At 69.4% G+C, this 21,520-nt stretch carries 22 protein-coding genes; 9 read left to right on the top strand and 13 right to left on the bottom strand.

The window, feature by feature from the left end; translation table 11 throughout:
* Positions 1–4: 4 nt before the first annotated feature.
* Both upp and RT282_RS09265 read right to left on the bottom strand, forming a co-directional pair.
* A complete protein-coding gene (gene upp / locus RT282_RS09270; protein ID WP_312759300.1) occupies positions 5–634 on the bottom strand; it encodes a uracil phosphoribosyltransferase in 630 nt (209 codons plus the stop codon).
* A gap of 87 nt (positions 635–721) precedes the next feature.
* Positions 722–1,561, bottom strand: coding sequence for an enoyl-CoA hydratase-related protein (locus RT282_RS09265; RefSeq protein WP_313313381.1), 840 nt, complete (start codon positions 1,559–1,561; stop codon positions 722–724).
* A 252-nt stretch (positions 1,562–1,813) separates the two neighbouring features.
* Here RT282_RS09265 and RT282_RS09260 point away from each other — a divergent pair, with 252 nt between their 5' ends.
* Positions 1,814–2,518 (top strand): YebC/PmpR family DNA-binding transcriptional regulator, encoded by a 705-nt coding sequence (locus tag RT282_RS09260; RefSeq protein ID WP_313313379.1) that lies wholly within the window; start codon positions 1,814–1,816, stop codon positions 2,516–2,518.
* A 138-nt stretch (positions 2,519–2,656) separates the two neighbouring features.
* Here RT282_RS09260 and RT282_RS09255 read toward each other — a convergent pair whose 3' ends face one another.
* Positions 2,657–4,159 (bottom strand): helicase HerA-like domain-containing protein, encoded by a 1,503-nt coding sequence (locus RT282_RS09255; protein ID WP_313313377.1) that lies wholly within the window; start codon positions 4,157–4,159, stop codon positions 2,657–2,659.
* Between the two features lie 78 nt (positions 4,160–4,237).
* On the opposite strand from RT282_RS09255, the gene RT282_RS09250 reads away from it, so the two are divergent.
* The 6 genes from RT282_RS09250 to RT282_RS09225 all read left to right on the top strand — a co-directional run bounded on the left by RT282_RS09250 (position 4,238) and on the right by RT282_RS09225 (position 9,370).
* Positions 4,238–4,957, top strand: coding sequence for a YebC/PmpR family DNA-binding transcriptional regulator (locus RT282_RS09250; protein WP_313313375.1), 720 nt, complete (start codon positions 4,238–4,240; stop codon positions 4,955–4,957).
* A gap of 7 nt (positions 4,958–4,964) precedes the next feature.
* On the top strand, positions 4,965–6,245 hold the full coding sequence (purD, locus tag RT282_RS09245) for a phosphoribosylamine--glycine ligase (protein ID WP_313313373.1): 1,281 nt from the start codon (positions 4,965–4,967) through the stop codon (positions 6,243–6,245).
* Positions 6,246–6,406: 161 nt separating this feature from the next.
* Positions 6,407–7,318, top strand: coding sequence for an oxygen-dependent coproporphyrinogen oxidase (hemF, locus tag RT282_RS09240; protein WP_313313371.1), 912 nt, complete (start codon positions 6,407–6,409; stop codon positions 7,316–7,318).
* Positions 7,319–7,423: 105 nt separating this feature from the next.
* A complete protein-coding gene (rsfS, locus tag RT282_RS09235; RefSeq protein WP_313313370.1) occupies positions 7,424–8,182 on the top strand; it encodes a ribosome silencing factor in 759 nt (252 codons plus the stop codon).
* 17 nt (positions 8,183–8,199) lie between these two features.
* Positions 8,200–8,667, top strand: a complete 468-nt coding sequence (gene rlmH / locus RT282_RS09230) for a 23S rRNA (pseudouridine(1915)-N(3))-methyltransferase RlmH (protein WP_312306957.1) — start codon at positions 8,200–8,202, stop codon at positions 8,665–8,667.
* 85 nt (positions 8,668–8,752) lie between these two features.
* A complete protein-coding gene (locus RT282_RS09225; protein ID WP_313313368.1) occupies positions 8,753–9,370 on the top strand; it encodes a Maf family protein in 618 nt (205 codons plus the stop codon).
* Positions 9,371–9,387: 17 nt separating this feature from the next.
* On the opposite strand, the gene RT282_RS09220 is transcribed toward RT282_RS09225, so the two are convergent.
* The 9 genes from RT282_RS09220 to RT282_RS09180 form a co-directional block, all read right to left on the bottom strand.
* The gene (locus RT282_RS09220; protein ID WP_313313367.1) at positions 9,388–10,107 is read right to left on the bottom strand and encodes a Crp/Fnr family transcriptional regulator; all 720 of its coding nucleotides are present in this window, start codon (positions 10,105–10,107) and stop codon (positions 9,388–9,390) included.
* A 52-nt stretch (positions 10,108–10,159) separates the two neighbouring features.
* The gene (locus tag RT282_RS09215; RefSeq protein ID WP_313313366.1) at positions 10,160–11,725 is read right to left on the bottom strand and encodes a cytochrome D1 domain-containing protein; all 1,566 of its coding nucleotides are present in this window, start codon (positions 11,723–11,725) and stop codon (positions 10,160–10,162) included.
* Entirely contained in the window at positions 11,718–12,938 is a 1,221-nt protein-coding gene (gene nirJ / locus RT282_RS09210) for a heme d1 biosynthesis radical SAM protein NirJ (RefSeq protein WP_313313365.1), read from the bottom strand. Before nirJ ends, RT282_RS09215 begins: the two co-directional genes overlap by 8 nt.
* A gap of 3 nt (positions 12,939–12,941) precedes the next feature.
* Positions 12,942–13,421 carry an Lrp/AsnC family transcriptional regulator gene (locus tag RT282_RS09205; RefSeq protein ID WP_313313364.1) on the bottom strand — a complete coding sequence of 160 codons (480 nt, stop codon included), beginning with the start codon at positions 13,419–13,421 and terminating at the stop codon, positions 12,942–12,944.
* Positions 13,412–13,888: an Lrp/AsnC family transcriptional regulator gene (locus tag RT282_RS09200; RefSeq protein WP_313313362.1), complete on the bottom strand. Its 477-nt coding sequence runs from the start codon at positions 13,886–13,888 to the stop codon at positions 13,412–13,414. Before RT282_RS09200 ends, RT282_RS09205 begins: the two co-directional genes overlap by 10 nt.
* A gap of 65 nt (positions 13,889–13,953) precedes the next feature.
* Entirely contained in the window at positions 13,954–14,967 is a 1,014-nt protein-coding gene (locus tag RT282_RS09195; RefSeq protein ID WP_313313361.1) for an Lrp/AsnC family transcriptional regulator, read from the bottom strand.
* Entirely contained in the window at positions 14,968–16,182 is a 1,215-nt protein-coding gene (locus RT282_RS09190; RefSeq protein ID WP_313314029.1) for a cytochrome D1 domain-containing protein, read from the bottom strand.
* Positions 16,183–16,187: 5 nt separating this feature from the next.
* Complete coding sequence (locus RT282_RS09185) at positions 16,188–16,544, bottom strand: cytochrome c (RefSeq protein ID WP_313313360.1); 357 nt, start codon at positions 16,542–16,544, stop codon at positions 16,188–16,190.
* Between the two features lie 17 nt (positions 16,545–16,561).
* Complete coding sequence (locus RT282_RS09180) at positions 16,562–18,286, bottom strand: cytochrome D1 domain-containing protein (RefSeq protein WP_313313358.1); 1,725 nt, start codon at positions 18,284–18,286, stop codon at positions 16,562–16,564.
* A gap of 218 nt (positions 18,287–18,504) precedes the next feature.
* On the opposite strand from RT282_RS09180, the gene cobA reads away from it, so the two are divergent.
* Together cobA and rng are read left to right on the top strand one after the other, a co-directional pair.
* On the top strand, positions 18,505–19,320 hold the full coding sequence (gene cobA, locus RT282_RS09175) for a uroporphyrinogen-III C-methyltransferase (protein WP_313314024.1): 816 nt from the start codon (positions 18,505–18,507) through the stop codon (positions 19,318–19,320).
* Between the two features lie 38 nt (positions 19,321–19,358).
* On the top strand, positions 19,359–20,846 hold the full coding sequence (gene rng, locus RT282_RS09170; protein ID WP_313313357.1) for a ribonuclease G: 1,488 nt from the start codon (positions 19,359–19,361) through the stop codon (positions 20,844–20,846).
* A gap of 24 nt (positions 20,847–20,870) precedes the next feature.
* On the opposite strand, the gene RT282_RS09165 is transcribed toward rng, so the two are convergent.
* Positions 20,871–21,476, bottom strand: coding sequence for a glutathione S-transferase family protein (locus tag RT282_RS09165; RefSeq protein ID WP_313313356.1), 606 nt, complete (start codon positions 21,474–21,476; stop codon positions 20,871–20,873).
* Positions 21,477–21,520: the final 44 nt, after the last annotated feature.

The raw sequence follows: 21,520 nt of genomic DNA, 5'->3' as shown, positions 1-21,520 counted from the left end.
GCGTTTACTTGGTGCCGAAGATCCGGTCGCCGGCATCGCCCAGGCCGGGCAGGATGTAGCCGTGGTCGTTCAGCTCCCGGTCGATGGCGGCGGTGTAGATGGGCACGTCCGGGTGCGCTGCCTGCAGCGTGGCCACGCCCTCGGGCGCGGCCAGCAGGCAGACGAACTTGATGGAGCGCGGTTGTAGCTGCTTGAGCCGCGCCACGGCGGCGGCGGCGGAGTTGCCGGTGGCCAGCATCGGGTCCACCACGATGATGTCGCGCTCGGCCATCTCCGAGGGCATCTTGAAGTAGTACTCCACCGGCTGCAGCGTGGCCGGGTCGCGGTACAGGCCGATGTGGCCGATGCGCGCGCCGGGCACCACGTTCAGCATGCCTTCCAGGAAGCCGTTGCCGGCGCGCAGGATGGACACCAGCACCAGCTTCTTGCCGTCGATGACCTTGCCGGTCATGGTCTCCAGCGGGGTCTCGACCTCGAAGTCCTGCAGCGGCATGTCGCGCGTCACCTCGTAGGCCATCAGCGTGGACAGCTCGCCCAGCAGGCGGCGGAAGCTGTTGGTGCTGGCGTCCTTACGGCGCATCAGCGTGAGCTTGTGCTGTACCAGAGGATGGTCGATGACGTGGACGTTGCTCATGGAAGAAGGGCCTCCGGCTCTATGCAAAAACCGTGATTTTTGCATGCCCTGCGTCCGCTGGCAGCTATCTTTTCGATAGCTCTGTGGTCACAGCTCGCTGAAACGCGTGAGTGGCGTCAGCGGGGGGAAATCCGGCGCGCGCCGCTCGCGCATGGCCGTGACGGCTTCGGCCACGTGGCGGTTGCTCCAGATGGCGCCCTGCAGCCAGCCCATCTGGCGCAGGCTGTCGGCCACGCCGTGGTCGCGCGCGTAGTGCAGCGCCTGCTTGGTGCCCCACAGGGCCACGGGCGGCTTGGCGGCGGCCTCGCGGGCGCAGGCCAGGGCGCCTTCGAGCAGCGCCTCGTGCGAGTCGAACAGCGCCGTCACCAGGCCGCACGCCTGGGCCTGCTCGGCGGGCAGGCGCCGGCCGGTGTAGGCCAGCTCCTTGAGCAGGCCCATGGGCATCAGCTTGGGCAGCCGCTGCAGCGAACCCACGTCCGCCACCATGCCGATGTTGATCTCCTGGATGCAGAAGAAGGCGTCGCGCGTGGCGTAGCGGATGCAGGCGGCGGCCACCATGTCCAGCGCGCCGCCGATGCAGCCGCCGTGGATGGCGGCGATGACCGGCATGCGCAGCTCCTCCAGCCGGGTGAAGGTGGCCTGCATGTCGGTCAGCAGGTCGAAGACGGCGGCGCGGCCTTCGGGGCTGCGGTCGTCCAGCACGATGGCGTCGCCGAAGGTCTCCAGCGCCATGCCGGCGCTGAAGTGCTTGCCGGTGCTGCTGATGACCAGGGCGCGGGCCTCGTTGCCGCGGTGCAGTGCGGCCAGCACCTCGTCCAGCTCGCGCCAGAACGTCGGGTGCATGGTGTTCAGGCTGCCCGGCTGGTTCAGCACCAGATGGGCGACATGGTCGGTGATGGTCAGGGTGAAGCAGGTGAGATGGTTCATGGCAAACGACTGTAGAAGGCCGCCACGATGCGGCAAGTCGCACCTGCGACCCTGGGTGAAAATGGCCTCCAGCGCAGCGTAGCAAAGCGCCACCAGCTATCAAAGTAGTAGTTGCCAGGGCGCCACGTCCGCAGCCCCGGCGGCGTACAGGCCTGACCTGGAGCAGGTGCGCCGGGCCATGGCAGGGCATACACTGGCCCGCTGCGGCGCAGGCCGCATTTTTTGTTGGCTCCAAGCAAAGGATTCGCAGCCATGGGCGCGCAATGGAAGGCAAAGGGCAAGGCGCTGGTCGCCGATGCCAAGGGCAGGCTTTTTGGGAAGCTGGTCAAGGAAATCATCGTCGCCGCCCGCGCGGGCGCGGACCCGGCCGGCAACTCGCGCCTGCGCCTGGCCGTGGAAGCGGCGCGCAAGGCGTCCATGCCCAAGGACACGCTGGAGCGGGCGATCAAGAAGGGCTCCGGCGTGGGCGGCGAGGCCGTGCACTACGAGCACGTGATCTACGAAGGCTTCGCGCCGCACCAGGTGCCGGTGATGGTGGAATGCCTGACCGACAACGTGAACCGCACGGCGCCCGAGATGCGCGTGTGCTTCCGCAAGGGCCAGATGAGCGCCGTGGCCTGGGACTTCGACCATGTGGGCATGATCGAGGGCGAGCCCTCGCAGCCGGATGCCGACCCGGAATTGGCCGCCATCGAAGCCGGTGCGCAGGACTTCGAGCCCGGCGAGGAAGAGGGCCAGACCCTGTTCCTGACCGACCCCACGGATTTGGACGCGGTCGCCAAGGCGCTGCCCGGGTTCGGTTTCAAGGTGCTGTCGGCCAAGTTGGGCTACAAGGCCAAGAACCCGGTGAGCATGGCCAGCCTGTCGCCCGAGGCGCAGGAAGAGGTGCAGGCCTTCCTGGCCGGCATCGAGAACAACGACGACGTGCAGAACGTGTTCGTGGGGCTGGTCGACTGATGCCCCGGCCCGACCAACAAAAAGCCGCTGCATCGCAGCGGCTTTTTTGATGGCCCGGCGGCCGTTGGCATGCTCACAAAACAATAGCTGCTCGCGATTGCTGGACAAGCGCTAGAGCCTGATTTGGCCTGAAATGCGTCAGCGCTTCTTGCCGCCGCCCAGCAGCCCGCCCAGCACGCCGCGCAGGATCTCGCGGCCCAGGCCCGTGCCCACGGTGCGGATGGCGGACTTGGCCATGGTCTGCACCAGCCCGTCCTTCTTGCCACCGCGCGGGCCGGTGGTGCCGAACAGCAGATCGTTCAGCGCGCCGCCGGCCCCGGCCGGGGCCGCGGCACCGGCCGCGCCGGGCGCCTGCGCGGCCGAGCTGGCGGCGCGCGCGCGCAGGATCTCATAGGCCGATTCGCGGTCCACCGGCGCGTCGTAGGTGCCGGCCACCAGCGAGCCCGTGATCAGCGCGCGGCGCTGGGCGTCGGTGATGGGGCCGATCTGGCTGCCCGGCGGGATGACGTAGGCGCGCTCGGTCTCGCTCGGGCGGCCCTTGGCGTCCAGCAGGCTGACCAGGGCCTCGCCCACGGCCAGCTCGGTGATGGCGGCCTCGATGTCCAGCCCCGCCTTGGGGCGCATGGTGGTGGCCGTGGCCTTGACGGCCTTCTGGTCGCGCGGGGTGAAAGCGCGCAGCGCGTGCTGCACGCGGTTGCCCAGCTGGGCCAGCACGCTGTCGGGGATGTCCAGCGGGTTCTGCGTGACGAAGTACACGCCCACGCCCTTGGAGCGCACCAGGCGCACCACCAGCTCGATGCGCTCGACCAGCACCTTGGGCGCGTCGGCGAACAGCAGGTGGGCCTCGTCGAAGAAGAACACCAGCTTGGGCTTGTCCGGGTCGCCGATCTCGGGCAGGCGCTCGAACAGCTCGGACAGCAGCCACAGCAAAAAGGTGGCGTACAGGCGCGGCGCGGCCATCAGCTTGTCGGCTGCCAGGATGTTGACGACGCCCATGCCGTCCTGTGTCTGCAGCAGGTCGTCGATGTTCAGCATGGGCTCGCCGAAGAACTGGTCGCCACCCTGCTGCTCGATGGCCAGCAGCGCGCGCTGGATGGCGCCGATGCTGGCCGTGCTGACGTTGCCGTACTCGGTGGTGAACTGCTTGGCGTTGTCGCCCACGTGCTGCACCATGGCGCGCAGGTCCTTCAGGTCCAGCAGCAGCAGGCCCTGGTCGTCGGCGATCTTAAACACCAGGTTCAGCACGCCCATCTGGGTCTCGTTCAGCGCCAGCATGCGCCCCAGCAGCAGCGGGCCCATGTCGGAGATGGTGGCGCGCACCGGGTGGCCCTGGGCGCCGAACACGTCCCACAGCGTGGTGGGGCAGGCCAGCGGTTCGGGCACGGCGATGCCGCGATCGGCCAGCACGGCGGCCATCTTCTCGCCCGTGCTGCCCTTTTGGCTGATGCCCGTGAGGTCGCCTTTCACGTCGGCCATGAACACCGGCACGCCGATGCGCGAGAACTGCTCGGCCAGCGCCTGCAGCGTAACGGTTTTGCCGGTGCCGGTGGCGCCGGTGATGAGCCCGTGGCGGTTGGCCAGGCCCGGCAGCAGCTGGCAGGTGGCGTGGGCGTTCTGGGCAAGGAGCAGGGGTGGGGGCATGGCGGGCTGGGGTAGGGTCGTCAAACGTAAAATCGCCCGCAAGGTTAAATCAATCCACATACGAGAAGGACAGCTGCAGTGGCAGGACACAGCAAATGGGCCAACATCCAGCACCGCAAGGGGCGCCAGGATGAAAAGCGCGGCAAGATCTGGACCCGCATCATTCGCGAGATCATGGTGGCCGCCCGCCAGGGCGGCGGCGACATCGCCGCCAACCCGCGCCTGCGCCTGGCCGTGGACAAGGCCAAGGCCGCCAACATGCCGGCCGACAACATCAAGCGCAACATCGACAAGGCCACGGGCAACCTGGAAGGCGTGACCTACGAGGAAATCCGCTACGAGGGCTATGGCATCGGCGGCGCCGCCATCATCGTGGACACCATGACCGACAACCGCGTGCGCACCGTGGCCGAGGTGCGCCACGCCTTCAGCAAGCACGGCGGCAACATGGGCACGGAAGGCTCGGTGGCCTTCCAGTTCAAGCACGTGGGCCAGCTGATCTTTGCCCCCGGCACCGATGAGGACAAGGTCATGGAGGTGGCGCTGGAGGCCGGCGCCGAGGACGTGATCACCGACGACGAGGGGGCCATCGAGGTGTTGACGGCGCCCGGCGACTTCGAGGCCGTGAAGGACGCGCTGGCCGCGGCCGGCCTGGAGCCCGAGCTGGCCGAGGTCACCATGCGCGCCGAGAACACCGTCGCGCTGGAGGGCGACGACGCCGCCCGCATGCAAAAGCTCCTGGACGTGATCGAAGACCTCGACGACGTTCAGGAGGTCTACCACAACGCCGAGCTGTGACCCCCTCATGAAGATTCTCGTCATCGGCGGCGGCGGCCGCGAGCATGCGCTGGCCTGGAAGATCGCCCAGTCGCCCAAGGCGTCCCGCGTCTACGTGGCGCCGGGCAATGGCGGCACGGCCCTCAGCCCCAAGCTGGAGAACGTGGCCCTGAACGACGTGCGCGCGCTGCGCGAGTGGGCGCAGGAGAACAAGATCGGCCTGACCGTGGTCGGCCCCGAGGCGCCGCTGGCCGCCGGCGTGGTGGACGAGTTCCGCGCCCACGGCCTGCGCATCTTCGGCCCGACGAAGGCCGCCGCGCAGCTGGAAAGCTCCAAGGCCTTCTCCAAGGCCTTCATGCACCGCCACGGCATTCCCACGGCCGACTACGACACCTTCACCGATGCCGCCGCGGCCCATGCCTTCATCGACCGCCTGGGCGCACCCATCGTCGTCAAGGCCGACGGTCTGGCCGCCGGCAAGGGCGTGGTGGTGGCCATGACCGCGGCCGAGGCGCACGAGGCCGTCGACTTCATGCTGCTGGACAACACGCTGGGCGTGAGCCACAACGAGGGCGGCGCCCGCGTGGTGATCGAGCAGTTCCTGGAGGGCGAGGAAGCCAGCTTCATCGTGCTGTGCGACGGCAAGGACGTGGTGGCCCTGGCCACCAGCCAGGACCACAAGCGCCTGAAGGACGGCGACGAAGGCCCCAACACCGGCGGCATGGGCGCGTATTCGCCGGCGCCGGTGGTCACCGCCGACGTGCACGCCCGCGCCATGCGCGAGGTCATCCTGCCCACCGTGCGCGGCATGGAAAAGGACGGCATCCCCTACACCGGCTTCCTGTACGCCGGCCTGATGATCGACGCCAGCGGCCACCCCAAGACGCTGGAGTTCAACTGCCGCATGGGCGACCCCGAGACGCAGCCCATCCTGATGCGCCTCAAAAGCGACCTGGTGGACCTGCTGGCCGCTGCCGTGGATGGCAAGCTGGAGCAGGTCGAGCTGCAATGGGACCGCCGCACCGCTCTTGGCGTGGTCATGGCCGCGCACGGCTACCCGCTGCAGCCGCGCAAGGGCGACGCCATCACCGGCCTGCCGCCCGAGGCCGACGACGCCATGGTCTTCCATGCCGGCACGCAGCTGGATGAGGACGGCACGCTGCGCGTGAGCGGCGGGCGCGTGCTGTGCGTCACGGCGCTGGCAGACAGCGTGCGCCAGGCCCAGCAGCGCGCCTACGACGTGGCGCGCGGCATCCACTTCGACGGCGCGCAGTATCGGCGCGACATCGGCCACCGGGCGGTGAGATGAGGTACATCCCCCTGAGCGGCTGCGCCGCTTCCCCCTTCTCTGGCGCTTTGCTTGGAAGGGGGACGACGCTGGCGGCCTGGCAAAGCCAGATCCGCGGCGTCCGCTGGTCTGGGGCGGCGTGGTCTCATGCACAACGCCCTGAATGACCGAGGACTGCAGCCATGAGTGAATTTCGTACCTACCTTTTGAGTCTGCAAAGCCGCATCACGGCGGCTATCGAGGCCATCGAAGGCGAAGGCGGCGCGCGCTTTCGCGCCGACGCCTGGCAGCGCCCGGCCGAGTCGCCGCTGCAGGGCGACGGCGTCACGCGCATCCTGGAGGGCGGGCGCGTGTTCGAGCGTGCCGGCTGCGGCTTCTCGCACGTCAGCGGCCCGCAGCTGCCGCCGTCGGCCACGCAGCACCGGCCCGAGCTGGCGGGCGCGCCGTTCGAGGCCATGGGCGTGTCCCTGGTCTTCCACCCGCGCAGCCCCATGGTGCCCACGGTGCACATGAACGTGCGCATGATCGCCGCCGGCCAGGCAGGCGGCGAGCCGGTGTGCTGGTTCGGCGGCGGCATGGACCTGACGCCGTACTACGGCTTCGACGAGGACGCGGTGCACTTCCACCGTACTTGCCGCGATGCGCTGGCGCCCTTCGGCGAGCAGCTCTACCCGCGCTTCAAGCAGTGGTGCGACGAGTACTTCTACCTGAAGCACCGCGATGAGCAGCGCGGCGTGGGCGGTGTCTTCTTCGACGACTTTTCCGAACTGGGCTTCGAGCGCAGCTTGGGCGTGACGCAAAGCGTGGGCGACGCTTTTCTGCCTGCCTACGAGCCCATCGTGCAGCGGCGCATGAACATGCCCTGGGGCGAGCGCGAGCGCGACTTCCAGCTGTACCGCCGCGGGCGCTACGTGGAGTTCAACCTGGTGTGGGACCGCGGCACGCACTTCGGCCTGCAGTCGGGCGGGCGCACGGAGTCCATCCTGCTGTCCATGCCGCCGCAGGTGGCCTGGAGCTACCGGCGCGAAGACCCGCCCGGCTCGCCCGAGGCGCAGCTCACCGAGCGCTTCCTGCAGCGCCGCGACTGGGTCTGACTCACTTTTTCATAGCTGCCTGCGCAGGCAGGACAAGGCCTACAGCACTATTTCGTGCTTAGGCTATATTGCCAACCATCTTTTTCTAGACAACCAGACCGCCCGATGACCACTTCCAAACAATCGGAATCCGCCGCCAAGCGGGACGTCTCCAAGCTCCAGCGCGCCATCGTCGATGGCCTGGAGGACGTCAAGGCGCAAGACATCCAGGTCTTCGACACCGAACACCTCTCGCCGCTGTTCGAGCGCGTGGTGGTGGCCACCGGCAGCTCCAACCGCCAGACCAAGGCGCTGGCCGCCAGCGTGCGCGACGCGGTGCGCGAGGCGGGATTTGCCAAGCCACGTACCGAGGGCGAAGACAACGGCGAGTGGATCATCGTGGACTGCGGCCCGGCCGTGGTGCACGTCATGCAGCCCGCTATCCGCCAGTACTACCGCCTGGAGGAAATCTGGGGCGACAAGCCCGTGCGCATGAAGCTGGGCGCGGCCAAGCCGCGCAAGACCACGGCGTCCGAGGACGCCTCGGCCCCGGCCAAGAAGGCCGCCGCGAAGAAGGCGCCGGCCAAGAAGGCGGCCGCCAAGACCACCGCTGCCGCGCCCGCCAAGGCGGCTGCCAAGGCCCCGGCGAAGAAAGCGCCAGCCAAGACTGCTGCCGCCAGCAAGACGGCTGCCGCGAAGACCCCGGCCGCCAAGAAGCCGGCGGCCAAGAAGGCAGCCGCCAAGGCGCCGGTCAAGACCGTGAAGGTGGGCCAGCCCGCTACCCGCAAGGCGGCACCGGCCAAGAAGGCCGCCGCCGCGCCCGTCAAGAAGGCAGCGCCGGCGAAGAAGGCCGCGGCCAAGAAGGCGCCGGCCCGGAAGGCCTGACCCGCTCGCTCCAGGCGATGAAGCTGCTGATCGTTGCCGTGGGCCAGCGCGTGCCCGACTGGGCGCAGACGGCCTACGACGACTATGCCAAGCGCTTCCCACCGGAGCTGAAAGTCGAGCTGAAGGCCGTCAAGACCGAACCGCGCGGCTCCAAGACGCTGGAAACCCTGTACGCCGCCGAGCGCGAACGCATCGAGGCGGCCATTCCGCGCGGCGCCCGCGTGGTGGCGCTGGACGAGCGCGGCACCAGCCTGACCACCAAGGCCCTGGCCGCGCGCCTGAAGGGCTGGCAGCTCGAGGGCGACGACGTGGCCCTGCTGATCGGCGGGCCGGACGGGCTGGACCCGGCCCTGCGCCAGGCGGCGCACGAGCGCATCCGCCTGTCCGACCTGACGCTGCCGCACGCCATGGTGCGGGTGCTGCTCATCGAGCAGCTGTACCGCGCCTGGTCGGTCAACGCCGGCCACCCCTATCACCGCGAATAGTCACCGCGGATCGTCGCGGCCACTCTCATTTTCATAGCTGCCGGCGCTTGATGGACGGGCGCTGAAGGCCGATTTCATTTAAAAAATGCCCGGCTTCATCTACCTCGCCTCGCAAAGCCCGCGCCGCAGCCAGCTGCTGACGCAGATCGGCGTGCGCCACGAACTGCTGCTGCCCAACGCGGCGGGCGACACGCCCGAGGACGCGGAAGGTCTGGAAGCCGTGCTGCCCGGCGAAGACCCGGCTGTCTACGTGCAGCGCGTCACCGCGCTGAAGCTGGACGCCGCCGTGGCGCGGCATGCGCGCCGGGGCCTGCCGGATGCGCCCATCCTGTGCTCCGACACCACGGTGGCGCTGCACGGCGCCATCCTGGGCAAGCCCGAGGACGGGCAGGGCGCCGCCCGCATGCTGGCCCAGCTGGCCGGGCAGGAGCACAGCGTGCTCACGGCCGTGGCGCTGTGGGCGGGCGGGCAGCGGCACGCGGCGCTGTCGGTGTCGCAGGTGCGCTTCGCGCCCATGGCCGCCGAACAGATCGCGGCCTATGTCGCCAGCGGCGAGCCGCTGGGCAAGGCTGGCGCCTATGGCATCCAGGGCCGGGCGGCGGCCTGGGTGCAGCACATGGCCGGCAGCTACTCCGGCATCATGGGCCTGCCCTTGTTCGAGACGGCCGAGCTGCTGCGCGCCGCCGGCGTGGCCTTCGAATAGGCCGCTACTAAAGGCCGCTACAGCGGGTGGCTGGCCAGCCGTCCGGTATCGGGGATGTGGATGGTGCGCCGCTCCATCTGGATCAGGCCGGCGTCGGCCAGCTCGTGCAGCACGCGCGAGAAATATTCAGGCGTGATGGACAGGCGCGAGGCAATGGTGGCTTTGCTCACCGGCAGAGAGATGCTGCGCGGCTGCGCCGCTCCGGCTGGTGCGCTGCAGCAGGACGGCATGTCATCCTCGGGCAGGGCGTTGAGCAGGTAGCCGATGACGCGCTGCGTGCCGCTGTGCAGGGTGTAGGCCTGCACGTCGTGCACCAGGCCGTGCAGGCGCCGCGATATGCCCGCCAGCATGCGCATGGCAAAGCGCGGCTCGCTCTCGATCTCGCGCACCACGGCAGCCTTGCCCACCGACAGCACCAGGCTGTCGGTGAGCGCCTGGGCGCTGACGATGTAGGGGCGCTCGGTGAACATCAGCGCCTCGGCAAAGCTGATGCCCGGGCCGGCCAGCTCGATGACCTTCTCCTGCCCGGCGGGAGAGAGGGCGTACAGCTTGATCTGTCCGGTGACGGTGACGTGGAACTCCTCGCATGGCAAGCCGACGCGAAACAGCGTTTCGCCGCGGGCGTACTCGCGCAGGCGGCAGCCGCTGGCCAGGCGCCGCAGTTCGGCCTGGGTCATTTCCTGGAACAGCGGTAGCGCGGCCAGGTAGCGCGGGATGTCGAATAGCGAGGTATCCATGCCTCCATTACAGGGAAAGCCCCGACAGCCCACCCTGACGGAGGTCAACGTCTCAATGCGACGTGCCCTCGCTGCGGGTGATCTTGTTCCAGACGTTGTATTTGCCCACCGGCTTCTTCATGGGCAGGCGCTTGACCTCGCGGAAGGTGGCAGCGTCATACACGACGATGGCGCCGTCCATCTCCCAGACGCTGGCCAGGGCGTAGCGGCCATCGCGGGTGAATTCGATGTGCGCCAGCGTCTTGCCCGGCTCGCGCACCTGGGCTACGGTCTGCAGCGTGCGCTTGTCGATGATGGTGAGCGTGTCCTTGCCCTGCGGGCTCATCATCGAGTCGGTCCAGGCATACGGCGTGGCCTCGTGGCTGCGCATGAAAAAGCCCGGGCCGGGCGTCTTCAGCGTGCGCACGTTATTCCAGGTCTTCATGTCGATCACGTCCACGGCCCCGCCGCCCAGGTTGGGGCTGGCCAGCACGGTGGTGCCGTTCCAGGCGAAGGTGATGCCCGAGCCCAGGTGCGGCATGCCGGCGATCGGCAGATCGGCCACCTTGGTGCGCGCGTCCAGGTTCACCACCTGGGCGCTGGCGCGCTCGTCGCCACCGCTCTTGGGGCGCGTGGCGCCCAGCACGTGGCGGTAGCTCTGGTCGAAGAAGAAGTCGTCCAGCGGCTCGCTCAGGGGCGTGCGGCGCACGCCAAGGTAGCCGGGTTTGGCAATGGCCTCGCCCATCTTGTAGTCGTGCACCAAGCCGTCGTGGATGGGCTCGGCCTTCGGGTCGTAGGAGATCTCCCAGATCTCGGGAATGTCCTTGAGCGCCACCACGAAGCTGCTGCGCGGCGTGGCGTCGTACACCGCCGACACGCGCGAACTGGCCTTGCCATCCAGCGTGGCAGCCGCGTAGGTCTTCACCAGGTTCAAGTCGGCGTCGAACAGCGCCAGCGTGTGCGGCAGGTAGTTGGCGGCCATGACCCAGCGGCCGTCGCCGCTCACCGCCACGTTGCGCATGTTCAGGCCGGCGCGCACCTCGGCCACCACGGCCAGGCGCCACAGGTCGTACTTGGTGATCCAGCCGTCGCGCGAGCCGAAGAACACATAGCGCCCGTCGGGCGTGAACTTCGGCCCGCCGTGCAGCGCGTAGCGGCTGGCAAAGCGGGTGATGACCTCGAAACGGTCGCCGTCCAGCAGCGAGATGTGGTGGTCGCCCCCTTCGACGACGACGAACAGGTTCATCGGGTCGGCGTTCCACTTCGGGCGCACCGGCTCGTCGGCTGGCAGCGGCGTGAAGCTGCGCGAAGCGCGGATGTCGTCCTCATCCCAGCGCGGCGCCGGCTCCACGGGGCTGCGCACCCAGGCGGCCAGGGCCTCGATCTCGGCCGCACCCAGCTGGTCGGCAAAGCCGGGCATCTGCGTGGCCGCGCGGCCATGCTGGATCACGCGCACCACCTCCGCCGGGCGGATGCGCTCCAGGCTCTCGGGCAGCAGGGCCGGGCCCATCAGGCCGGTGCGCTGCGCGCCGTGGCAGGAGGCGCAGTGCTGCTGGTAGAGAGCAGGGGCATCGGCCGCCTGGGCCTGGGCCAGCCAGGCGAGCGCGGCGGCGCAGAGGAGGCGGACGATCTTATGCATGGGCGATCTCGATGGTGCGGCGTGCGTCTTTCCTGGCGGACGCTTCGAACGGAGTGCTGGCAGCGCCCACCTCGGCGTCGCTCAGGTAGCAGCCCGGGTCTTCGAACCAGAAGTTGCCCGTGAGCTGCTGGGCGCGCACGCGGGTGTTGCCATTGCAGATGGACAGGTATTGGCACGATGCGCAGCGGCCCTGCACGGGGCGCGGGTGTTGCTTCAAACCCGCCATCAGCGGGTCGCTGGTGTCGTTCCAGATCTGCGAGAAGGGCCGCTCGCGCACGCTGCCCAGGTCGTGGTGCCACCACATGGTGTCGGGGTGTACGTGGCCCAGGTTGTCGATGTTGGCCACCATCTGCCCGCTGGCGTTGCCGCCCCAGGCCACCAGGCGCTGGCGCAGTGTTTCTTCCCACTGCGGCAGGTGCCGGCGCACCCAGTGCAGCAAATAGGGGCCGTCGGCGTCGTTGTTGCCGCTGACGTAGTCATCCAGGCTACCGGCCTGCGCGGCGGCCCAGGCACGGTCGAACAGCAGGTCCATGGCGGCGCGGGTGGCCTGGTGGTGCGCGTCCTTGTCGCGGTGGATGTTGCCGCGCCCGGCGTAATTCAGGTGCGAGAAGTAGAACTTGTGCGCGCCCACCTCCTGCATCAGGTCGAGCAGGGCGGGCAGGTCGTGGCCGTTCATGGCCGTCATGGTGTAGCGCAGGCCCACCTTCACGCCCACCCGATCCAGGTGGCCGATGGCGGCGAGGCTGCGGTCGAACGCACCGTCGAGCCGGCGGAATTGGTCGTGCGTGGCGCGCAGCCCGTCCAGGCTGATGCCCACGTAGTCGAAGCCCGCGCCTGCGATGCGCGCGGCCATGGGCGCGTCGATCAGCGTGCCGTTGGTCGACAGGCCGGTGTAAAAATCCATGTCGCGCGCACGCGCCGCGATCTCGAAGAGGTCGGGCCGCAGCAGCGGCTCGCCGCCCGAGAGGATGAGCGCCGGCACGCCGAAGGCCTTGAGGTCGTCCATCACCGTGAACACCTCCGAAAGCGACAGCTCGCCGGCGTAGTCGTGGTCGGCCGACAGGGCGTAGCAGTGCTTGCAGGTCAGGTTGCAGCGGCGGATCAGGTTCCAGATGACGACCGGGCCGCGCGCCTTGCGCTCGCGGGTCTGAGGGTAGGCGCCGGTGGCTTGGGCTTGCGCGAGTTCGCGCATGTACTGGCTGATGCGAAACATGGGTTAGTCCTTCAGGCGCAGGCCGGTCTTTTTCAGGATGGCCGTGGAGTACAGGATGTCGTGGCCGCGGCAGGCGCTGCCCAGCAGCGCGGCCACCTCGTCGGCCTGGCTGCGCACCGCCTCGCGGCTGGTGCCGTGCAGCATGGCGAACAGGTTGTAGGGCCAGCCCGGCAGGTGGCGCGGGCGGCGGTAGCAGTGCGAGACGAAGGGCAGGGCAGCCACGCGCGGGCCGAGCGCGGCGACGTGCTCGTCGCCCACGTCCCACACGCTCATGCCGTTGGCCGTGTAGCCCAGTCGGTAGTGGTTGGGCACGGCGCCGATGCGGCGGATCAGGCCGTCCTGCAGCATCTGCGCCAGGCGCTGGCGCACCTGCTCGCCGGGCACGCCCAGCATGGCGCCCACGGCCTCGTAGGGGCGGGCCACCAGCGGCAGGCCCCCCTGGGTGGCGGCGATCAGGGCGCGGTCGAAGGCGTTCAGCGCCATGGCTGCTCTTCGGTAAGCCGGAGCGCGGGCAGGCGCAGCTCGACGAAATATTCTTCTTCCTTGGGGAAGGCCAGGACGGCCAAGCCGGTGGCGGCCTCGATGCGCGCCAGGGCGGCCTGCGCCAGTGCGGGCGTCTCGGCGGCGACGACGAACCACATGTTCAGCGCGTGCGTGCGGCGGTAGTTGTGCGCCACCTCGGCAAAGGCGTTGACCTGAGCGGCCACGGCGTCGAAACGTTCCTCGGGCACGGCGATGGCGGCCAGCACGAACTGCCCGCCGGCGCGCTCGATCTGGAACAGCGGGCCGAAGCGCGTCAGCACGCCGCAGGCCAGCAGCTGGTGCAGGCGCTCCAGCACGCGCTCCTCGCTCCAGCCCAGCGCCTGGCCAACGGCGGCGAATGGCCGGTCGGTCAGCGGAAAGCCGCCGTGCAGGTGGTCGATGAGGCGGGCGTCCTCAGTGGTGAGCATGGCGGGTTCCGCGGCAGGTTTCAAGCAAAATCGGCCTGAAACGCTTACTGGGTAAGCGTTGGCCGCTATTGAAATGTGAGTGCATGGCGGTCCTCGGCGGCGGCGGGTGCGTGCTGCGCGAAGCGTCGCGCGCCGGTCTGCTTGAAGCGCTGGGTGGAAAACAGCACGGCGTGGGCGAAACCGTCGAGGCCGGCGGCGCGGCGCGCCTGGTGCACGCGTGCCAGCACCGAGCCGCGGTCGCGCCCGTGCACCATGCAGTACAGGCTGAAGGGCCAGCCCGGGGCGCGGGCGCGGCGGTAGGCCAGCGTCACCCCGTCCTGGTGCGCCAGCGCCCGGCCCAGCGCGTCGGCCTGGGCGTCGGGCACGTCGAACACCGTCATGGCGTTGGCGCCGTAGCCCAGCTCGTGGTGGCGCACCACCACGCCGAAGCGCGCCAGCGTGCCCTGCGCCGACCAGCGCCCGAGGGTCTCCAGCACGGCGGCGGTGTCCAAGCCCAGGCGCGCGGCCCAGTCGCCGTAGGGGCGCTCGTTCAGCGGCAGGCCCTGCTCGGCCAGCGCCGCCAGAGGCCAGTCGGCGGGGCCGAGCGCCGCAGCGGCGCTGCGCGTGGGACGGGCCTGCTGCGGGCCGTGGCCCAGGTCGAAGGCGGTGTCGATGCGGTAGGGCCGCAGCATGGGCAGGCGCAGCACGCGCAGGGCAGCGTCCTGCTCGATGGCCTGCAGCAGCGCCTCGACCTGCGCCGCATCGCGCCCGGTGGCGACGAACCACAGGTTGACCTGGTGCTCGCGGGCGTAGTTATGGTTCACGCCGGCGTGCGCGGACACCAGGTCCGCCACCTGCTGTAGCCGCTCGGGCGGCACGGCCATGGCCGCCAGCGTGGAGGCGCCGCCCGCGCCGGGCGCGAACACCGCGCCGATGCGGCTGAACGCGCCGGCCTGGTGCAGCCGGGCGTAGCGGCGCAGCACTTCGTCCTCATCCAGCGCCAGCGCCGCGCCCAGCGCCTGGAAGGGCCGCAGGCACAGCGGAAAGCCGCGCTGCCAGGTGTTGAGCAGCGCCATGTCGAGCGGGTGCTGCGCCGGCATTCAGAACCCCATGCGCTGCGCGCGCGCCGTGAAGAAGATGCCGCTGGGCGCATCCACCGCCAGGCTGGCCTGCAGCTGGCGCGTGTGCGTGTCGTAGACCTGCACGCGGTTGTCGTCGCGGCAGCTGATCCACAGCGATTCGCCGCGCGGGGTGAACTCCATGTGCAGCACGGCGCGGCCGGGCTCCAGGGTCTGCACCACCTGCCGGCTGGGGGTGTCGATGACCTGCACGCGGTGGTAGTCGGGCACGGAGAAGTTGACCCAGACCTGGCGCCCGTCCGGCCGCGCCATGACGAACACTGGCTGGCCGGCGACGGGGATGCGGCCGACCTCCTGCCAGGTGTCGGTGTCCACCACCAGCACCTCGTGCCGCCCGATGGCCGGCAGGTAGGCATGGCGCCCGGCCACGGCCCAGCCGCGCAGGTGCGGCATCTTGTACACGGGCAGGGGCTGCTGGCCACGGCCGTAGCCGGCCAGGATGCGGCGTGCGCGCGGTGCGTCGTCCCACAGGTCGACCATGGCCAGGCCATCCTCGCCGAACAGGCCGGCGATGTAGTGGCGCCCGCTGGGCGAGAGCAGCGCGTCGTAGGGCTGGCGGCCGATGCCGGGCAACTGCGTGATGCGCGGCTGGCGCGGGTCGCTGCAGTCGGCGATGCAGATGGCTTCGGCGTCGAACAGGCTGTAGATGAAGCGCCGCTGGGGCAGGTCGGCCAGGCCCACGACGCGCGAGCGCTCGCCGCTGGCGGTAAGCGCCGGCACGTCGGCCAGCAGCTCCAGGCTGTGAGCGTCGAAGATCTTGATGCCGCCGGGCTGGTAGTTCTGGGCCACCACCAGCGAGCCGTCGGCGCTGATGGCGCCGCCGATGGAGTTGCCGGCCTGTAGCACGCGGGCGGCGATGCGCTGGGCGAGCAGGTCCACCTGGGTGAGGCCGCCGTCGCGCCCGAACACGTAGGCAAAGCGCTCGTCGCGCGAGAACACCACGGAGGCATGCGACAGGTCGCCCAGGCCTTCGACGCGGCCTATGGCCTCGCGCCGGCTGGTGTCGACCAGGGTGAGCGCGCCGTGGGCGCGCTCGATGACCACGCCCAGGTCGCCCGTGCCACGCAGGGCCGTAGGGGCGGCGGCCGGCGTGGCCGGGTGGGAGGTCGCCAGCGCGCAGCCCGTGGCCAGCAGGGGCGCGGCGGCGGACAGGGACAGCAGGGCGCGCCGTTTCATGGAGTTCATGGGGCAGGGCTCCTGTTCGTTTCTTCGGGAAAGCCGCCGGCCAGCTGCTGGGCGATCCACAGCGCCTCGCTGCCCCGGAGCAGGGCGCTCCAGGGCGGCATGGGCGTGCCGGGAATGCCGTGGGTGATGACGGCGGCCAAGTATTCGGGCGGCTTGGCGGCCAGGGCCTCGCGGGTGAGCGCGGGCCCCAGGCCGCCGGTCAGGCGCATGCCATGGCACGAACCGCAGTCCTGGCGCACCATGCGCACCAGCTGCGCAGCGCGCCCGGGCGCCGGCTCGGGCGCGGCCGGCTGCGCTGCGGCGGCAGTCGCCAGCAGCGCGCAGGCCAGGGGCAGGAGGGCGGTCCGTACCATGTCAAGCTCCTGCCGCGTCAGTACACGTCGTGCTGCGTGTTGTAGACGTTGAAGTGGCCGGTGGGCGTGATCAGGCGCGGGTCCTTGATGACCTTCTTCAGCTTCAGCGTCTTGTCATCCACCACGACCAGGGCGCTTTCCTTGTCCTTGGCCGACCACACGGCGAACCACACCTCGTCGCCCGCCTTGTTGTACTCGGGCTGGGTCACGCGCTTGGCGCCGCCGTCGTTGGCCAGGCCGGCCCACTCGGCGATGGGCAGGGTCTGGTAGCCCTTGTCCAGGTTCTTGATGTCGAACACGACCACCGCCTGCGAGACCTTCGGGTCAGGATTCAAAGGTGCGTCGGACCACAGGTTGCCGGACTTGGGGTGCGTCTTGATGAACAGCGCGCCGCCGCCCGGGCCCTTAAGCTTGGCCACTTCCTTGAAGGCGTACTTCGGGTGCTTCTTGGGGTCGGTGCCGATCAGCGAGATGGTCTCGTCGCCCAGGTGGCCGGTGGCCCAGACGGGGCCGTAGGTGGGGTGGGTGAAATTGGCACCGCGCCCGGGGTGGGGGATCTTGCCGACTTCGGTCAGGCCCGCCAGCTTGCCGTCCTTGGCGTCGATGGCGGCGATCTTGTTGCTGTTGTTGGCAGCCACCATGAAGTAGCGCTTGCTCGAATCCCAGCCGCCGTCATGCAGGAAGGGGGCGGAGCCGATCTCGGTGGTCTTGAGCGCGTTCAGGTTGGAGTAGTCCACCAGCATGGTCTTGCCGGTTTCCTTCACGTTGACCAGAAATTCCGGCTTGTAGTGCGAGGCCACGATGGAGGCCACGCGCGGCTCGGGGTGGTATTCCTGCGTGCCCACCACGTTGCCGCGCGTGGAGACGATCTTCAGGGGCTCCAGCGTGGCGCCGTCCATGATGGTGTACTGGGGCGGCCAGTAGGCGCCGGCAATCGCCAGCTTGTCCTCGTAGCCCTTGAACTTGGAGGTGTCGACCGAGCGCGCCTCCAGGCCCACGCGGATCTCGGCCACGTTGTCGGGCTTTTCCATCCACAGGTCGATCATGTTGATCTTGGCGTCGCGCCCGATCACGAACAGGTAGCGTCCCGAGGCCGACATGCGCGAGATGTGCACCGCGTAGCCGGTCTTGACGATGTTGATGATCTCCTTGGTGTCGCCGTCGATCAGCGCCACTTCGCCGGTGTCGCGCAGCGTGGTGGAGAAGATGTTGTCCAGGTTGTAGCTGTTCATCTTCTTCTTGGGGCGCGCCTCCGGCGGCACGATCACCTTCCAGGTGTTCTTGGCATCCTGCAGGCTCCACTCGGGCGGTGTGGGAGGGTCCTGCTGGATGTAGCGGGCCATCATGTCCACCGTGGCCTCGTCCATCTCGCCCGAGGTCTGCCAGTTGGGCATGCCGGCCGGCGAGCCGTAGGCGATGAAGACCTTGAGGTAGTCCGTGCCCTTGGGCAGGGTGACGTCGGGGGTCAGCGGCTTGCCGGTGGCGCCCTTGCGCAGCACGCCGTGGCAGCCGGCGCAGCGCTCGAAGTAGATCTGGCGCGCGCGGTCGAACTCCGCCTGCGTCATCTTCGGCGCCTTGGGGTTGGTGCTCTGGTACATGGGCACGTCCGCCAGCGGCGAGGTGCCGGCCTGGTAGTTCAGCTCCGGCTTGGAGACATCCTTGTCATGCTGGGCCATGGCGCCGGCCGACACCAGGGCGGCGGCCGCCAGAGCGATCAGCCTGGCCTTCCTCATTGCGGTCATTGTGGTTCCTCTGCGTCTCTCGGATCAGCGCTTGGATGGGTGCGGGCACCTGCCCTGGCCCCTCGCGTGAGGTCGCTGTTCACCCCTCTTTTTGCGAGTGCATGCATGCTCGCGCCGCCCGCCGCCGGTGTCCTTGACCTGGTTCAAGGACGCACAAAGGGCAGGCCAGAACAATCCGGTCCAACCCCATGACGGCAGCAGCCGAGGAAAGGCAGGACATGAGCTTTGTGGAAGACGCACGCTGGTTCACCGCGGCGCCACCCGCCGCCCAGGCAGGCGTGCCCGGGCATGTGACGCTGGTGGGCGCGGGGCCGGGCGATCCGGAGCTGCTGACGCTGCGCGCCGTGAAGGCGCTGCGCAACGCCCGCCTGGTGCTGTACGACCACCTGGTAGGCAAGGAGGTACTGCAGTACGTGCCAGCGGATGCCGACCTGATCTACGTGGGCAAGGAGGCCGCGCACCACACCCTGCCGCAGGAGTCCATCATCGACCTGATGGTGCGCCTGGCGCGCAGCGGGCGCAGCCTGGTGCGCCTGAAGGGCGGCGACTGTTTCGTTTTCGGCCGCGGCGGCGAAGAAGCCATTGCGCTGGCCGAGCAGGGCATCGCCTTCGACATCGTGCCCGGCATCACCTCGGCCCAGGGCGCGGGCGCCTACGCCGGTATTCCGCTCACCCACCGCGACCACGCCGGCACGCTGGTCTTCGCCACCGGCCACCTGTGCGGGCGCGACGAGGTGGCGCTGGACTGGGCGGCCCTGGCCCGCCCGCGCCAGACGGTGGTCATCTACATGGGCCTGTCCACGCTGCCCATCATCAGCCGCGAGCTGCAGGCGCACGGCCTGCCCGCAGACACCCCGGCCGCGCTGGTGGAGCAGACCACGCTGCCCGGCCAGCGCTGCATCAGCGGCACGCTGGGCGGGCTGCCCGAGCTGGCCCGGGCGCACGGCATACGTCCGCCGGCGCTGATCGTGATCGGCCACGTGGTGGCCCTGCAGCAGCACATCGCCAGGGGTCTGCGCGCCCAGTTCGTATAGCGGTGGTGGATGCGGCTTTCAGGCATCATGAAAGCCTCATGCAACAAGACATTCTCATCAACTGGTCGCCCCAGGAAACGCGCGTCGCCGTGGTCGAAAACGGCGCCGTGCAGGAGCTGCACGTGGAGCGCACGCTGGAGCGCGGCCTGGTCGGCAACGTGTACCTGGGCAAGGTCTCGCGCGTGCTGCCGGGCATGCAGTCGGCCTTCATCGACATTGGCCTGGAGCGCGCGGCCTTCCTGCACGTGGCCGACGTGTGGCACCGCCAGGAGGGCGGCGAGGCCCCGATGTTCGCGCGCAAGGGCGAGCCGCCAGTGCCCATCGAGCGCCAGGTCTTCGAGGGCCAGCCGCTCATGGTGCAGGTCATCAAGGACCCCATCGGCAGCAAGGGCGCGCGCCTGTCCACGCAGATCAGCATCGCCGGGCGGTTGCTGGTCTTCCTGCCGCAGGATGATCACATTGGCGTGTCGCAGAAAATCCCCGCGGCCGAGCGCGATGCGCTGCGCGCGCGGCTGCAGGCGCTGGTGGGCGGCAAGGCCTCGGGCGGCGGGGGCGGCTTCATTCTGCGCACCAATGGCGAGGATGCCGGCGACGCCGAGCTGGCCGAGGACATCGCCTACCTGCGCAAGACCTGGGGCCGCATCCGCCAGGCGGCCACCAAGCTGCCGGCCGGCTCCCTGCTGCATCAGGACCTGAACCTGCTGCAGCGCGTGCTGCGCGACCTGGCGGGCGAGCAGACGCAGTCGATCCGCCTCGATTCGCGCGAGCAGTTCACGCTGCTGATGGAGTTCGGCGCCGAGTTCATGCCGGCCGCGGCGCCCAAGCTGCAGCTGTACAAGGGCGAGCGGCCGATCTTCGACCTGTACTCCATCGACGAGGAGATCGCCCTGGCCCTGGGCCGGCGCGTGCAGCTCAAGTCCGGCGGCTACCTGATCGTGGACCAGACCGAGGCCCTCACCACCATCGACGTGAACACCGGCGGCTACGTGGGCGCGCGCAATTTCGACGACACCATCTTCAAGACCAACCTGGAGGCGGCCGGCGCGATCGCGCGCCAGCTGCGCCTGCGCAATCTGGGCGGCATCGTGATCGCGGACTTCATCGACATGGTGCGCGAGGACCACCGCGCCGCCGTGCTGGCCGAGTTCAAGAAGCAGCTGGCGCGCGACCGGGTGAAGACCATGGTGGGAGGTTTCTCGCAACTGGGGCTGGTGGAGATGACGCGCAAGCGCACGCGCGAGTCGCTGGCCCATATGCTGTGCGAGCCGTGCCCCACCTGCGCCGGCGTGGGCGAGGTCAAGACGGCGCGCAGCGTCTGCTACGACATCCTGCGCGAGGTGCTGCGCGAGGCGCGGCAGTTCAACCCCATGGAATTCCGCGTGGTGGCCTCGCCCAAGGTGGTGGAGCTCTTCCTGGACGAGGAGAGCCAGCACCTGGCCGGGCTGTCGGATTTCATCGGCAAGCCGATCTCGCTGCAGGCCGAGAGCGGCATGGGACAGGAGCAGTACGACATCGTGCTGCTGTAGCGGCCGGGCTGCGCCCGGCGCTCATCAGGCGTCGATCTGCATGGCAGGGCGTGCCTGCACCCGCTCCAGCCAGGCCTGCACACGGGGATGGGCGGCCACGGGCGCGCCGAGGTGGGCGCTGTAGCCGATCACGGCGCTGACCACCAGGTCCACCAGTGAATAGTCCTGCCCCAGCATCCAGGGCGCCGCTTGCAGGTGCCCGTCCAATACGGCCAGGAGGGTGCTGAGACTGTCCAGCACCTGCGCTCGCTCCGTGTCGGGCGTTGCCGGCTCGCTCCCGTCAGAAACCTCCAGGCGCGGCAGCAGCGCGCAGTAGCTGACATAGGCCCACGTGCTCCACGACAGCGCCTGCAGGGCTTGGGGCGTGCCCGGCTGCGGCCACAGGCCACGCGCCACGCCGTAGGTATGGCCCAGCCAGAGGTGGATGGCCAGCGCCTCGAACAGGGGTGCGCCGTTGACGGTCAAGGTCGGGACCTTGCCGTTCGGGTTGAGGGCGCGGAACTGCGGCGTGTGCTGCTCGCCAGCACGGATGTCGATTTTCACGCGCTCGTGGGGGATGCCCAACTCGGCGAGGGCGTAGGCGATTGGCGTGGCGCTGGACATGGGGTGCCAGTACAGGACGATGGACATATATGAGACTCCTTGGCTTGCAGGCCGTTGGTTGAGGGAGCCGC

It is taken from the genome of Pulveribacter sp., from assembly GCF_032079985.1.
Classification (GTDB): domain Bacteria; phylum Pseudomonadota; class Gammaproteobacteria; order Burkholderiales; family Burkholderiaceae_C; genus Melaminivora.
Note: the sequence above shows the minus strand (reverse complement) of the source record. Positions and strands in the feature narration are given on the sequence as shown.

What these genes read in the sequence shown, in the direction of transcription:
- purD (WP_313313373.1), top strand. Translation starts at nt 4,965, where the DNA reads ATGAAGATTCTCGTCATCGGCGGCGGCGGCCGCGAGCATGCGCTGGCC.
- RT282_RS09185 (WP_313313360.1), bottom strand. Translation starts at nt 16,544, where the DNA reads ATGGTACGGACCGCCCTCCTGCCCCTGGCCTGCGCGCTGCTGGCGACT.
- upp (WP_312759300.1), bottom strand. Translation starts at nt 634, where the DNA reads ATGAGCAACGTCCACGTCATCGACCATCCTCTGGTACAGCACAAGCTC.
- rlmH (WP_312306957.1), top strand. Translation starts at nt 8,200, where the DNA reads ATGAAGCTGCTGATCGTTGCCGTGGGCCAGCGCGTGCCCGACTGGGCG.
- RT282_RS09260 (WP_313313379.1), top strand. Translation starts at nt 1,814, where the DNA reads ATGGGCGCGCAATGGAAGGCAAAGGGCAAGGCGCTGGTCGCCGATGCC.
- RT282_RS09180 (WP_313313358.1), bottom strand. Translation starts at nt 18,286, where the DNA reads ATGACCGCAATGAGGAAGGCCAGGCTGATCGCTCTGGCGGCCGCCGCC.
- RT282_RS09165 (WP_313313356.1), bottom strand. Translation starts at nt 21,476, where the DNA reads ATGTCCATCGTCCTGTACTGGCACCCCATGTCCAGCGCCACGCCAATC.
- rng (WP_313313357.1), top strand. Translation starts at nt 19,359, where the DNA reads ATGCAACAAGACATTCTCATCAACTGGTCGCCCCAGGAAACGCGCGTC.
- RT282_RS09195 (WP_313313361.1), bottom strand. Translation starts at nt 14,967, where the DNA reads ATGCCGGCGCAGCACCCGCTCGACATGGCGCTGCTCAACACCTGGCAG.
- RT282_RS09265 (WP_313313381.1), bottom strand. Translation starts at nt 1,561, where the DNA reads ATGAACCATCTCACCTGCTTCACCCTGACCATCACCGACCATGTCGCC.
- RT282_RS09225 (WP_313313368.1), top strand. Translation starts at nt 8,753, where the DNA reads ATGCCCGGCTTCATCTACCTCGCCTCGCAAAGCCCGCGCCGCAGCCAG.
- RT282_RS09205 (WP_313313364.1), bottom strand. Translation starts at nt 13,421, where the DNA reads ATGGCGCTGAACGCCTTCGACCGCGCCCTGATCGCCGCCACCCAGGGG.
- RT282_RS09255 (WP_313313377.1), bottom strand. Translation starts at nt 4,159, where the DNA reads ATGCCCCCACCCCTGCTCCTTGCCCAGAACGCCCACGCCACCTGCCAG.
- nirJ (WP_313313365.1), bottom strand. Translation starts at nt 12,938, where the DNA reads ATGTTTCGCATCAGCCAGTACATGCGCGAACTCGCGCAAGCCCAAGCC.
- hemF (WP_313313371.1), top strand. Translation starts at nt 6,407, where the DNA reads ATGAGTGAATTTCGTACCTACCTTTTGAGTCTGCAAAGCCGCATCACG.
- cobA (WP_313314024.1), top strand. Translation starts at nt 18,505, where the DNA reads ATGAGCTTTGTGGAAGACGCACGCTGGTTCACCGCGGCGCCACCCGCC.
- RT282_RS09215 (WP_313313366.1), bottom strand. Translation starts at nt 11,725, where the DNA reads ATGCATAAGATCGTCCGCCTCCTCTGCGCCGCCGCGCTCGCCTGGCTG.
- RT282_RS09190 (WP_313314029.1), bottom strand. Translation starts at nt 16,182, where the DNA reads ATGAAACGGCGCGCCCTGCTGTCCCTGTCCGCCGCCGCGCCCCTGCTG.
- RT282_RS09200 (WP_313313362.1), bottom strand. Translation starts at nt 13,888, where the DNA reads ATGCTCACCACTGAGGACGCCCGCCTCATCGACCACCTGCACGGCGGC.
- rsfS (WP_313313370.1), top strand. Translation starts at nt 7,424, where the DNA reads ATGACCACTTCCAAACAATCGGAATCCGCCGCCAAGCGGGACGTCTCC.
- RT282_RS09220 (WP_313313367.1), bottom strand. Translation starts at nt 10,107, where the DNA reads ATGGATACCTCGCTATTCGACATCCCGCGCTACCTGGCCGCGCTACCG.